The 13,175-nt window shown below is 41.6% G+C and carries 7 protein-coding genes; 4 read left to right on the forward strand and 3 right to left on the reverse strand.

Annotated features, from left to right (window positions below; translation table 11 throughout):
• Positions 1-317: 317 nt before the first annotated feature.
• Together RMX69_RS08915 and RMX69_RS08920 are read left to right on the forward strand one after the other, a co-directional pair.
• On the forward strand, positions 318-5,714 hold the full coding sequence (locus RMX69_RS08915; protein ID WP_322637214.1) for a Calx-beta domain-containing protein: 5,397 nt from the start codon (positions 318-320) through the stop codon (positions 5,712-5,714).
• A gap of 294 nt (positions 5,715-6,008) precedes the next feature.
• Positions 6,009-6,473: a helix-turn-helix domain-containing protein gene (locus RMX69_RS08920; RefSeq protein ID WP_289796619.1), complete on the forward strand. Its 465-nt coding sequence runs from the start codon at positions 6,009-6,011 to the stop codon at positions 6,471-6,473.
• 240 nt (positions 6,474-6,713) lie between these two features.
• Here the strand turns inward: RMX69_RS08920 and gatA are convergent, their stop codons facing one another.
• The gene (gene gatA / locus RMX69_RS08925) at positions 6,714-8,174 is read right to left on the reverse strand and encodes an Asp-tRNA(Asn)/Glu-tRNA(Gln) amidotransferase subunit GatA (protein WP_322637215.1); all 1,461 of its coding nucleotides are present in this window, start codon (positions 8,172-8,174) and stop codon (positions 6,714-6,716) included.
• A 350-nt stretch (positions 8,175-8,524) separates the two neighbouring features.
• Between gatA and RMX69_RS08930 the strand changes: the two genes are divergently transcribed.
• Together RMX69_RS08930 and RMX69_RS08935 are read left to right on the forward strand one after the other, a co-directional pair.
• Positions 8,525-9,877 (forward strand): OB-fold nucleic acid binding domain-containing protein, encoded by a 1,353-nt coding sequence (locus RMX69_RS08930; RefSeq protein ID WP_289796621.1) that lies wholly within the window; start codon positions 8,525-8,527, stop codon positions 9,875-9,877.
• Between the two features lie 202 nt (positions 9,878-10,079).
• On the forward strand, positions 10,080-10,676 hold the full coding sequence (locus RMX69_RS08935) for a hypothetical protein (RefSeq protein ID WP_289796622.1): 597 nt from the start codon (positions 10,080-10,082) through the stop codon (positions 10,674-10,676).
• Between the two features lie 114 nt (positions 10,677-10,790).
• On the opposite strand, the gene RMX69_RS08940 is transcribed toward RMX69_RS08935, so the two are convergent.
• Complete coding sequence (locus tag RMX69_RS08940; protein WP_322637216.1) at positions 10,791-11,393, reverse strand: heme-copper oxidase subunit III; 603 nt, start codon at positions 11,391-11,393, stop codon at positions 10,791-10,793.
• Positions 11,394-11,510: 117 nt separating this feature from the next.
• Positions 11,511-13,172: a cytochrome c oxidase subunit I gene (gene ctaD / locus RMX69_RS08945; protein WP_322637217.1), complete on the reverse strand. Its 1,662-nt coding sequence runs from the start codon at positions 13,170-13,172 to the stop codon at positions 11,511-11,513.
• Positions 13,173-13,175: the final 3 nt, after the last annotated feature.

The raw sequence follows: 13,175 nt of genomic DNA on the forward strand, positions 1-13,175 counted from the left end.
ATAAAGCTAGATATACTCAAATTTCAATCAATCTCTCCATCGTTATTTAAGTAAAAATGCAGTTGTATTGTCACTAGGCTTAGTATAAATTGCTATAAACAAAAGCTGTAATGAAAAAACAGCTAACTTTACTCAAGGCGTGCTTGCTTATATAAAAACTAAAAATATCGCGGTTTTGTCTCATTAGATAAAAAGGTTTAATTCCCGATTTAATTTGGGAAAGAAAGCGAATGCAGAGTCATTCACTTTCTATTTTGTTATGCACGATAAATATTACTAAGGTAAAGCTAATAAATTATATATAAGGAATAATAATTATGATAAACCAGCCAGAAAATTATCATTCTCAAAACAGAAATAAGTCTACTAAAAAATTAATAGATGCAAGCACAAATATTGTTTTTATAGATCCAAAAGTTATAGATTACCAAAGCTTAATGGCTGGTATCACACTCGGCAGTGAAGTTGTTATTCTTGATCCCAATAGAGACGGTTTAGCACAAATTACCGAGTTTTTAGCAAAACGTGAATCCAATTCAGTTCAATCAATTCACATTGTTTCCCACGGAAGTGTGGGGAGTTTGCAACTAGGGTCAATCAACTTCAACCTGAGCAATCTGGATAGCTACAAAAATCAGTTACAAAAGTGGGCAAGTGCTTTAACTGATAAAGCTGACATCCTACTTTATGGCTGTGATGTAGCCAGTGGTGAAGGCACAAAATTTGTACAGCAGATTAGCCAAATTACTGGAGCAGATATTGCCGCTTCCACTGACAAAACCGGAAGTGCAGCTTTAGGTGGCAACTGGAATTTAGAAGTGAAGACAGGGAAAATTGAGGCTTCTCTAGCATTTAAACCTAAAATAATACAGGCTTACCAATCGATTTTGCCAGCTAGTTTTACTGGCACATACACTCAAAACTTTAGCTCATTAGCTATTTCTGGAACACCAGCTTGGGTTAATGATTCAACTATTTCGGGCTGGTATTCTACGAGAACAACTTACAGCCCTGGTACTGGCAGTAATAACACAGGTGGATTGTACAGTTTTGGTAGTGCTAATAACCCAGACCGGGCACTTGGTTCTCTAGCTTCTGGTACTACAGGAACTATTTATTATGGGTTGCGCCTCCAAAACAATACAGGTTCAGCAATTACTAAATTGCAAGTAAGTTACACAGGTGAACAATGGCGTAATGGTGGTAATACATCACAGCAACAGTTGAAATTCAGTTATCAAACTGGGTCAACTATCACAAGTCTAACAACAGGAACATGGACGCCTGTTACCTCGCTAGATTTCACCGGGCCAATTGCAACTGCAACTGCGGGGGCCCTAAATGGCAATTTGATTGCCAATCGAGTTGTTATAACGCCTGTAATATTTAATCTAGCGACCCCAATCACTAACGGTGAAGAGATTATATTGCGTTGGGAAGATATAGATGATGGAGGCAACGATCATGGTTTAGCCATTGACGATGTATCTATCAAAGTAGATAACACCACCTATATAGTAACTAACACCAATGACAGTGGTACTGGCTCGTTAAGGCAAGCTCTTATCAATGCCAATAACGATCCAGGAATCGAGACAATTATCTTTGATCCGACTGGGATATTCGGTGATGCTACCCCCGACACCATTACCCTCACTTCTGGGGAATTGAATATCACTGAAGGAGTGATAATTCAAGGAACTGGGGCGAATAAACTCACCATCAGTGGTAACAATACTTCCCGTATTTTTAATGCCAGTGCCTCCCTCTCAATTGATGGATTGAAGATAACTGGGGGAAATGCAGGCACTAGTAATAATGGTGGCGGCATCTACAGCACTAGTAGTGTCACAGTCAGCAATAGTAATCTTTCTGGCAACACAGCGACCCTTGGAGGAGGCATCTACAGCACTAGTAGTGTCACAGTCAGCAATAGCACTATTTCTGGCAACACAGCGAACACTAGCGGCGGCGGCATCTACAGCATTAGTAGTGTCATAGCTACCAATAGCACTATTTCTAGCAACACAGCGAACACTAATGGCGGCGGCATCTACAGCACTATTACCACACTTAGTAATAGCACTGTTTCGAGTAACACCGTAAAAGTCAACGGCGGCGGTATCTATTCTGGCGGTGGCACAGTAAGTAATACCACTATATTTGGCAACACCGCTGATAGCGATAACAATAACACAGGTAATGGTGGCGGTATTTATAGATCTGCTGGTACTTGGAGCATCAGCAACAGCATCATTGCTGGCAATATTGATTTAGGCAATCAAGGAGCAGATATCTCTGGTGCCAACTTCAATGGTAATGCTTACAACCTGATTGGCAAAATTACTGGTAAAATATCGGGGACTTTGGGTACGGGTACAGATATTATTAACCCCAACCCCGGACTCAAACCGTTAGGAGATTACGGTGGTTCGACACAAACTCACGCTCTAGACTTTAACAGTCTTGCCAGGAATGCTGGCGATCCCGCTTACAATGGTGGCTTAACTACCGACCAACGCGGCACGGATTTTAACCGGATTGAAAGCGGCAGAATTGACATTGGAGCATTTGAATATGTGCTTCCAAAAGTCAGCTTTGGTGCTGCTACGTACAATACAACAGAAGATAGTACCGCCACCACAGTAACTATTTCTGTTACCTTAGATGCCTCTCCTGAAACCGCTGTCACAATTCCTATTGTCGTTAAAAATAGTAGTACGGCGACTAGTGGCAACGATTACACTTTTTCCCCCAATACCATCTCCTTTACTGCTGGGGCAACAGGCGCTAATTTAACACAGCTAATTACTTTTACTATTAACCCAGACGATTTACCTGAGAATGCAGAAACAGTTGTACTCAACTTCGGCACGCTAACAGGGGCTGATTTGGGGACAATAACTGAAACTACTCTAAATATTGCTGCTAATGATGCGATTCAATATGCAATTTCCACTCCCATCTCAACTTTAACTGAAGGTAATAGCGGTACTCAAGCTGTTACTTTCACAGTTACTCGTAGTGGTGGTATTGGCATAGCTAGTACCATAGATTATGTTTTTGATGGTGCGGCAACTTTTGGCAGTGACTATAACAATATTCAAATTACGGGTGGAGGAACTGCTACATCTGGAACTTTAAGCTTCGCTGTTGGGGAAACCACAAAGACAATTACAGCCGATGTTTTGGGTGACAATACACTTGAACTCAATGAAGATATTACTGTTATTCTGAGTAACCCCAGCTTTATAACTGGAGCGCCAAATTCCACAATTACTAACAGTTCGGCTACAGTAAACATCATCAACGATGATAGCCAACCAACTATCAGCATCTCGGATATCTCTGTTACTGAAGACAACACAGGTACAACAACTAATGCTAACTTTACTATCAGTCTTTCTAATCCTAGTTCTCAACAGATTACTGTAAATTACAACACGAGTGATAGTACTGCTAATGCTGCTGACTCTGATTACAATTCGGCTTTAGGGACGATTACTTTCAATCCTGGCGAAACTAGTAAAACTCTTAGCATTGGTGTTTTAGGCGATAACAAATTTGAAACTGACGAGACATTTTCTGTCAATCTTTCGGCTGCAACAAATGCTGCGATCGCAGATAGTTTAGGAGTTGCTACCATCATCAACGATGATAATCAACCAACTATCAGTATCTCGGATGTCTCAATTGCTGAAGGTAACATAGGCACAACAACTAATGCTAACTTTACTATTAGTCTCTCCAATCCTAGTTATCAGCAGGTTACTGTAAATTACAACACGAGTGATGGTACTGCTCAAATTGCTGATTCTGATTACAACTTTGCTTCAGGAACAATTATTTTCGCTCCTGGTGAAACTAGCAAAACTCTTAGTATTGGCGTCATCGGCGATAACCAAAGTGAAGCTAACGAGACATTTTCTGTCAATCTTTCAGGCGCGACAAATGCCGCGATCGCAGATACTTTGGGAGTGGCTACCATCATTGATGATGACAACCAACCAACTATCACTATCTCGGATATCTTAGTTACTGAAGGCAATACAGGTACAACAACTAATGCTAATTTTACTATCAGTCTTTCTAATCCTAGTTCTCAACAGATTACTGTAAATTACAACACGAGTGATGGTACTGCTAATGCTGCTGACTCTGATTACAACTCTGCTTTAGGGACAATTACTTTCAATCCTGGGGAAACGAGCAAAGTTATTAGTATTGGCGTCGTCGGCGATAATCAAACTGAAACTGACGAGACATTTTCCGTCAATCTTTCGGCTGCAACAAATGCCGCGATCGCAGATAGTTTAGGAGTTGGTACTATTATCAACGATGATAACCAACCAACTATCAGCATCTCGGATATCTCTGTTACTGAAGACAACACAGGTACAACAACTAATGCTAACTTTACTATCAGTCTTTCTAATCCTAGTTCTCAACAGATTACTGTAAATTACAACACGAGTGATAGTACTGCTAATGCTGCTGACTCTGATTACAATTCGGCTTTAGGGACGATTACTTTCAATCCTGGCGAAACTAGTAAAACTCTTAGCATTGGTGTTTTAGGCGATAACAAATTTGAAACTGACGAGACATTTTCTGTCAATCTTTCGGCTGCAACAAATGCTGCGATCGCAGATAGTTTAGGAGTTGCTACCATCATCAACGATGATAATCAACCAACTATCAGTATCTCGGATGTCTCAATTGCTGAAGGTAACATAGGCACAACAACTAATGCTAACTTTACTATTAGTCTCTCCAATCCTAGTTATCAGCAGGTTACTGTAAATTACAACACGAGTGATGGTACTGCTCAAATTGCTGATTCTGATTACAACTTTGCTTCAGGAACAATTATTTTCGCTCCTGGTGAAACTAGCAAAACTCTTAGTATTGGCGTCATCGGCGATAACCAAAGTGAAGCTAACGAGACATTTTCTGTCAATCTTTCAGGCGCGACAAATGCCGCGATCGCAGATACTTTGGGAGTGGCTACCATCATTGATGATGACAACCCAACAACTGTCAGTATCTCGGATGTCTCAATTGCTGAAGGTAACACAGGCACAACAACTAATGCTAACTTTATCGTCACTCTTTCCGCACCGAGTTTACAGCAGGTTACTGTAAATTACAACACGAGTGATAACACTGCGAAAACTTCTGACTCTGATTACAACGCTGCTTCCGGGACAATCGTTTTCAATCCTGGCGAAACCAGCAAAACTCTTGGTATTGGTGTCATAGGTGATAACAAAGGTGAAACCAACGAGACATTTTCTGTCAATCTCTTCGGTGCTACAAACACCACAATTACTGATAGCTTGGGAGTGGCTACTATCACAAATGATGATGATCCCCCCACTATTAGCATTGCAGATGTATTAGTCAAAGAAGGCACAACAGGGATGATAACTAATGCCAATTTTGTCGTCACTCTCTCGAATGAATTTTATCAACGGGTGATTGTAAATTACAGCACGAGTGATGGTACTGCCAAAGAATCTGACTCGGATTACAATTTTGGGCTGGGGACAATTATTTTTGACTATGGCGAAACCAGCAAAGTTATTAGTATTGGCGTCAGGGGTGATAATAAAGTTGAACCCAATGAAACATTTTTTGTCAATATTTATGGTGCAGCAAATGCCATATTTAATAATAACCAAGGAGTTGGCACAATCAAGAATGATGACTAATCGTTATTGAGCAGAATATTAGCGATCGCTGCAATTATCTCAGCCCAGAGTGGCCGTTGGCAAAATACTTGTATTATAAGTTACGGCATGTTGATTTTTGCGCCAAGCTTTTTGCAAAAAAAGTATTCATTACAACCAAAATTATACTTAGCTGGAGTTTGACTAGCATTTTAAAATTAAGGATTAAGCCATTCTCGAAAAAATTTATCCTAAAATCAAATATTCAGTAAAATTACGTATGCGGATTGAAGTCTTCTCAATGAATAGTAGAATTAGCCCATACAGGAGAAGACTGTGACGCTCTTAAATGCAGCTCAAGTAGAGCAACTAAAGGAAATAACCACACGCTTGCGACAAGTAAGACAAGAAAAATCTATCCGCATAGAAGAAATAGCCTCTCAGACAATGCTTCGAGTAGGTATTTTACAAGCGTTAGAAGAAGACCGATTTGAAGAATTGCCTGAGCCAATTTTTCTGCAAGGATTCATCCGTCGTTATGGAGATGCTTTAGGGCTGGATGGAAATGCTTTATCGTACAGCCTTATAACCAATGTTGTCTGTCAAGATTCTAAAAATGCTCGTCACAATTCAGACAACAAACAAAATACATACATACCTCTTGTTCTGACCTATATTTTATTATTGGTCGGTGCATCTGCTGGTCTTCTTCATATACTTAGTCCACAGCTTACAGCTGAATCCTTGACTCCAGAAGATAATAATCAACAGTCAATAGTCAGTAATCAGGCTAACAAATGACCAAAAAGGCAGAAAGAGTGGAGAGACGCGATTAATCGCGTCTCTACTGAGTAGAGGAGAAGAATTAAGAACCAATGACAAATGACCAATACTTCTCTACGTTCGCGCAGCGTGTCGCAGACAGAGGCTGCGCCCGAAGCGAAGCTATGCCGCAGGCTTTACGACTACGCGGTAGTTGAATCTCGACTTCGCTCGATTACCGCGCAGTCGAAACTCAGTACAAGTGACAAATGACAATTTTCAAGATATTTGCGGTTTACGCAGATGCCAAGTAGTAGATTGCTCATAAGCATAAGCTACCTGAAATAATTGGTCTTCTCGTAGAACATTGCCAATTAGCTGTAATCCTATCGGTAGCCCCTGTTCGTCAAAACCACATGGCAAACTTAAACTAGGTAAACCAGCAAGATTTACAGGAATAGTCATCAAGTCAGTTAAATACATACTCAAGGGGTCAGTAGTTTTTTCCCCTGCTTTGAATGCTGTAGTGGGAGATGTGGGACAAACTAACACATCAACCGCACCAAAAGCCTTTTCAAAGTCTTGCTTAATCAAAGTACGGACTTTTTGCGCTTTCAGGTAATAAGCGTCATAATAGCCAGCCGAAAGGGCGTAAGTGCCAATCATAATCCGGCGTTTGACTTCTGTACCAAAACCAGCGGCACGGGTACGAGTGTACATTGATAGCAGATTATCGGCATCAGGAGCACGATACCCATATTTGACGCCATCGTAACGAGCTAGGTTGGCTGATGCTTCCGATGGGGCGATGATGTAGTAGGTGGGTAAGCCATAGCGAAAGCGGGGACAGGAAATTATATGAATTTCTGCTCCCAAGCTTTGTAGTTGATCTACTGCTTTGGTAACAGCTTGTTCCACTACAGGGTCTAAACCTTCACCAAAAGTTTCTTTAATGATACCAATTCTCAGCTGACCTCTGGGTTTGAAGTTTGGTTTTAAGCTAGCAGCATAGTTAGGAATGGCAACTTTCAGGCTGGTAGAGTCTTTGGGATCGTAACCTGCGATCGCACTTAATAATATTGCCGCATCTTCGACTGTGTTTGCAAATGGCCCAATTTGATCCAAAGACGAAGCGTAAGCCACCAAACCATAACGAGAAACCAAACCATAAGTGGGTTTCATCCCCACCACACCGCAGAAAGATGCAGGTTGGCGAATCGAACCGCCAGTATCAGAACCGAGAGCAACTAAACATTCTTGGGCAGACACCGCCGCCGCCGAACCCCCTGAAGAACCACCTGGAACTCGTGACAAATCCCAAGGATTAGCCGTGACTTGATAGGCAGAGTTTTCTGTGGAACTACCCATTGCAAACTCATCCAAGTTGGTTTTGCCTACCATTACCGCCCCGGCATCTGCCAGTTTTTGCGTCGCTGTTGATTCATAAGGCGGCACAAAATTTTCCAAAATCCGGGAGGCGCAGGTGGTAGGAATCCCCTTGGTACACATATTGTCCTTGATACCCACAGGAATGCCCGCTAGCAGCCCAATTTCTTCTCCTGCGGCAATTTTGGCATCCACAGCACCCGCCTGCTCTAATGCGCGGTCTGCCGTCACACATAAAAAGCTGTGCAATTTCGGCTCTAACGCTTGAATGCGCTCTAAGGCTTCTTGGGTAATTTCAACGGCAGAACGTTCTTTTTTAACCAGCTGTTGGTGCAACTCGCGGATGGATGCCATGATTGCTCTCTTTGTGACTCAAGTCATTGATTCTAGTACATATTGGTCAAAATTGGGTATTAGTTATTGGGCTTTGGGCATCGCTTATTCTCTTCTGCTTGCCATTCCTCATTCATCTGACTAAGCGGATTAATATGTATTGAAATGTGTTTAATACGTTTTTAAAAACAGCAAATACATGGCTATCAACCATCTATTGAATAGTTTGCCAAAGTTTTCATCTATATTGGCTACTTTTGTGTAAGAGTATAGCAGTGTTTTCTAGTGATATAATTTTGTATTACAACCTTATTAATACTACAAATTTCATAATTTTATCAATTACACAAAATTTTTCGAGGTAAGCTAGGATGATAAAAATAGCCACACGTAAATATTTAGGCAAGCAAAATGTTTATGACATTGGAGTTGAACGCGACCATAATTTTGCGATTAAAAATGGCTTAATAGCTGCTAATTGTTTCAATAAATCCCATTCGACAGCTTATGGTTATGTAACATATCAAACAGCATATTTAAAAGCTAATTACCCATTGGAATATATGGCGGCGCTGTTAACAGCTAACAGTGGTGATACCGATAAGGTACAGAGATACATTACTAACTGTACAAATATGGGGATATCTATAGATCCGCCAGATATTAACCGTTCTGGTGTTGATTTTACGCCAACGGCAGGCAAGATTCTGTTTGGATTTTCGGCAGTGCGTAACGTGGGACAAAATGCGATCGCTTGTATTTTGGAGGCGAGAAATGAGACAGGAGAATTTAAATCACTCGCTGATTTTTGCGATCGCGTGGATTTGCGTGCTGTTAACCGCCGAACTCTGGAGTCGTTGATTTACTGCGGAGCCTTTGACAAAATTGAATCCAACCGCCAACAGTTAATTAACGACTCAGAATTAGTGTATGATTGGGCACAATCTCGTGCGAAAGATAGAGCTAGTGGTCAAGGAAATCTATTTGATTTATTGGGCGACGGCTTTTCTTCAACTCAGAATAAAAGAGCAAATAATGCCTTTGAAACTGCTCCCAAATCTAAACCTGTGACAGATTTACCCCCACAGAAAAAGTTGCAGATGGAGAAAGAATTATTAGGCTTTTATGTATCAGATCATCCACTGAAATCTTTACGGCAAATAACACCACTTTTGACACCAATTAACCTTTCACAACTGGGAGAACAAAGAGAAGATACAAGACTTTGTGCAGTAGTCATGTTGAATAACGTCAAAAAAGTGGTGACAAAAAAAGGCGATCAGATGGCAATTCTGCAAATAGAAGACCTCACTACACAATCAGAAGCTGTAGTTTTTCCGAAAACTTATGAACGCATTAGTTCCTTACTCCAAGTTGATACTAGATTGATTATTTGGGGAAAAGTAGATCGACGTGACGAGCAAACTCAATTTATTCTTGAAGATGCAGAACCAGTAGAAACAGTACAAATGGTAATGGTGGAGTTAAATCCCCAGCAAGCAGGTAATATGGAAGACTTACATCGCTTAAAAACAATTTTACAAGAGCATTCAGTAGACAAAGAAAAGGCAAAAATGCCAGTGATTGGAATTATTCAAACTGAAACTTCTCGTAAACTTGTTCGCTTAGGTTGGCAATTTTGTGTACAAGATTCTAGAATAACTGTTCAAGCTTTGCAAAACGCCAGTTTTCCTGCTCATATAAAATCGCTGACTGGTAGCTGAGGCCAGGAGTCAAAAATCCACCAATACTAAAAAGCAACTTAAAAATTCGTTTTATTGAACTGTCAACAGTAAATTGCCTTAAGTATGCAGGGTTTAAATCGTTTTTTTAGTTACTTATGCTGATGATAATTTCCTTGAGGGAGTGGTATCTTTTTATGCTAAGACCCTTAAGGCTGCGACCGGGGGAAGGAGTTAGAACTTGATGATCGTAAATGAGCTACATAGATTTGTTTCATACTGTAAAAAAATTCAACCCCAAACTCACGAGGACATTCAAAAATTTTTTGAAGGAGTAATATTATTTCCTTATGATAAGGAACTTCTATTGCAAGCTTATTTATTTCTGAATATTAAAGAATTGTTTCCCTCGTGCGCTGAATTGCTGTTGTTTGAAAAGTCTCCAATTTCAGATTATACAGATTTAGGGAAGTGTGATTTTGTCTTTCTGACTTTTAAAGGTAGTCTGTTTTTAATAGAAACTAAGTTTATTGATACAGAAGCCACTGGAGCAACAGAGCGAAAAAGAAGAAATAAACATAGAAACAAGGTATTTGAACAAGTTATTACTTTAAAAGGTCGATTTAGCGAATATTGGAATATGAGGCTAGACCAATTAGAGTGCGGGGTTTTCACAACAGATGCAGAAGTTGCTTGGCGAGGAAATGGTGTGAATGTCACATCTAAATCGATATCTATAGATAAGCTCGAACAATGGCGAAGAAGTTATCATAGTAGTGAAAAATTTTTATCTCATCAAGATGGATCAAAGTTTGAGGAGAAGGTGAATTTGAAAGGTTGAACTAAGACCCAAATATAGTTATTACAGTGAATGGTGTATGGGGCATAAAAGTAATTAACAATGCCACATACACCAACCCAGAGAAATTATCTGGGTTTTCCTTCCCATCAATCTCTACTGCCAAACATAGATCAGGACAAACAAAATAATCCAGATAACATCGACGAAGTGCCAAAACAATGAAGTTGCATTGACGCCGAAGTGACCTGTGTCGTAATTGCCAGGTAGGAAAGAACGGATCAAAATTATTAACTGCAACAGGATACCAGTGAAAACGTGCAAACCGTGGAAGCCTGTAAGTAGATAAAACGTTCCACCAAATACCCCGGAAGTGAAACCAAAGGCGAGGCCGTTCCATTCAATCGCCTGTCCAACTAAAAAGTAAGTTCCCATCGCCATTGTTGCCAAGAGAAACAGGCGGAATTTTACTAAGTCGTGGCGTTGAAGGGCGCGTTCTGCTAAGTAAATTACAAAGCTACTAGCAACCAGAATTACTGTGTTGATTGCCGGTTCTTTTACTTCTAGTCCAGAAACACCAGCTGGTAGCCAGTTAGGCGTTGTTGTTTTGTAGATGGCATATCCGGCGAAAAAACTCAAGAAAATGACGCTTTCTGAGAGGAGGAAGACGATGAAGCCAAACATTTTGTTGCCTTCTTCGTCGTGGGTATGTTCTGCGGCTGTGTGGTGCAATTCTTCGGAATTGATATAGCTGTCCATTTTGCTTTTTGAGGGGGGAATTTGAAACGCATAGGCTTTGCCTTCCCGCAGGGTAGGAACGCAAAGGGAAGCGCGGAGGTACGCAGAGGGTTTTTGCGTCTTCCCGATGGTTGGCGTTTATTCTGGGAGGTTGGCTGTCAAGCGTTCTGATTTGCCGTAGCCGTAGGGTTCGGAGATGATGATGGGAGTTTCTTCAAAGTTTTCTACTGGAGGGGGTGAAGAAACTAACCACTCTAGTCCGATTGCTCGCCAAGGATTAGCGGGTGCTTTCTCGCCTTGCATCCAAGAAATCACCATGTTGAATATGAAGGGCAAGGTGGACATTCCTAAGAGAAATCCGCCGAGGCTGGCGATGATATTCCAGAATTGATACTCTGGGGCGTAGGAAGCAACTCGGCGTAACATTCCTTGCAATCCCAAGGGATGCATGGGCAAAAAGTTGAGGTTGGTGCCGATGAAGGCTAACCAGAAGTGGATTTTACCCCAGCTTTCGGAGTACATCCTTCCGGTCATTTTAGGGAACCAGTGATAAATGGCTGCAAATAAGCCCATCGTCACAGTTCCGTAGAGGACGTAGTGGAAGTGTCCGACTACAAAGTAGGTATTGTTAACGTGGACATCGACTGGCACGGAGGAAAGCATAATGCCTGTGATTCCTGCGAAGACAAACATGACTAATGCACCCAAGGCAAACAGCATGGCGGTATTTAGCCGCAGTTTACCGCCCCAAATAGTTGCTACCCAAGCAAACACTTTAATTCCTGTGGGGACAGATACACACATCGTCGTCATCATGAAAATCAACCGCATCCAGCCAGGAGTACCGCTGACGTACATGTGGTGTACCCAAACAATGCCGCTAACTACGGCAATCAAGATAGATGAAACGGCAACTACTTTGTAACCAAATAAGGGTTTACGTGAATAAACCGGGAAGATTTCTGAGAAAATGCCGAAGACAGGCAAAATAATCACGTAAACGGCTGGGTGGGAGTAAAACCAGAAGTAATGCTGGAACATCACTGGATTTCCACCTTTGGCAGGGTCAAAAAAGGCGGTGCCAGCTGTGAGATCAAGTAGCAGCATCACTGCGCCTGCTGTCAGTGCAGGTAGTCCAAATAGTTGGATGATTTGGGCGCTAAATACTGCCCAGACAAACAACGGCATTTTGAAGAAGCCCATTCCTGGGGCCCGCATCTTGACGATGGTGGTGACAAAGTTCACTGCCCCCATAATTGAAGATACGCCGGATATTGCCACCGCTAACAGCCAGAGAACTTGACCATTAATCAAGTTACCTGTGGGATTCTGGAGACTGACTGGCGGGTAAGACCACCAGCCGGCTTGGGCTGGGCCTCCAGGGACAAAGAAGCTACCCATCATCAAAATCCCAACTACTGGTACCATCCAAAAGGCGACGGCATTCAGGCGGGGAAATGCCATATCTCGCGCCCCAATCATTAAGGGGACGAGATAGTTGGCAAAACCAACCAGTGAGGGAAATGTCCACAAGAACAGCATCACAGTGCCGTGCATGGTGAACATCCCGTTATAGACGGTGCGATCGACTAAATCTGATTCGGGTGTCATCAGTTCTCCCCGCATCACCATCGCAAAGATACCGCCGACGAGAAGGAAGAAAAATGAGGTGACGAGATACTGGATACCAATAACTTTATGGTCGGTACTAAAGCTGAAGTATTCTTTCCAGCTACTCGGAGATTCGTGGTTAGGCTTCTCATCAGGGAGAAGGATACCTTCAATAGGAACATTAGTCATGGT

It is taken from the genome of Nostoc sp. EspVER01, from assembly GCF_034530635.1.
Taxonomy (GTDB): domain Bacteria; phylum Cyanobacteriota; class Cyanobacteriia; order Cyanobacteriales; family Nostocaceae; genus Nostoc.

What these genes read in the sequence shown, in the direction of transcription:
- RMX69_RS08915 (WP_322637214.1), top strand. Translation starts at nt 318, where the DNA reads ATGATAAACCAGCCAGAAAATTATCATTCTCAAAACAGAAATAAGTCT.
- gatA (WP_322637215.1), bottom strand. Translation starts at nt 8,174, where the DNA reads ATGGCATCCATCCGCGAGTTGCACCAACAGCTGGTTAAAAAAGAACGT.
- RMX69_RS08930 (WP_289796621.1), top strand. Translation starts at nt 8,525, where the DNA reads ATGATAAAAATAGCCACACGTAAATATTTAGGCAAGCAAAATGTTTAT.
- RMX69_RS08935 (WP_289796622.1), top strand. Translation starts at nt 10,080, where the DNA reads ATGATCGTAAATGAGCTACATAGATTTGTTTCATACTGTAAAAAAATT.
- RMX69_RS08940 (WP_322637216.1), bottom strand. Translation starts at nt 11,393, where the DNA reads ATGGACAGCTATATCAATTCCGAAGAATTGCACCACACAGCCGCAGAA.
- ctaD (WP_322637217.1), bottom strand. Translation starts at nt 13,172, where the DNA reads ATGACTAATGTTCCTATTGAAGGTATCCTTCTCCCTGATGAGAAGCCT.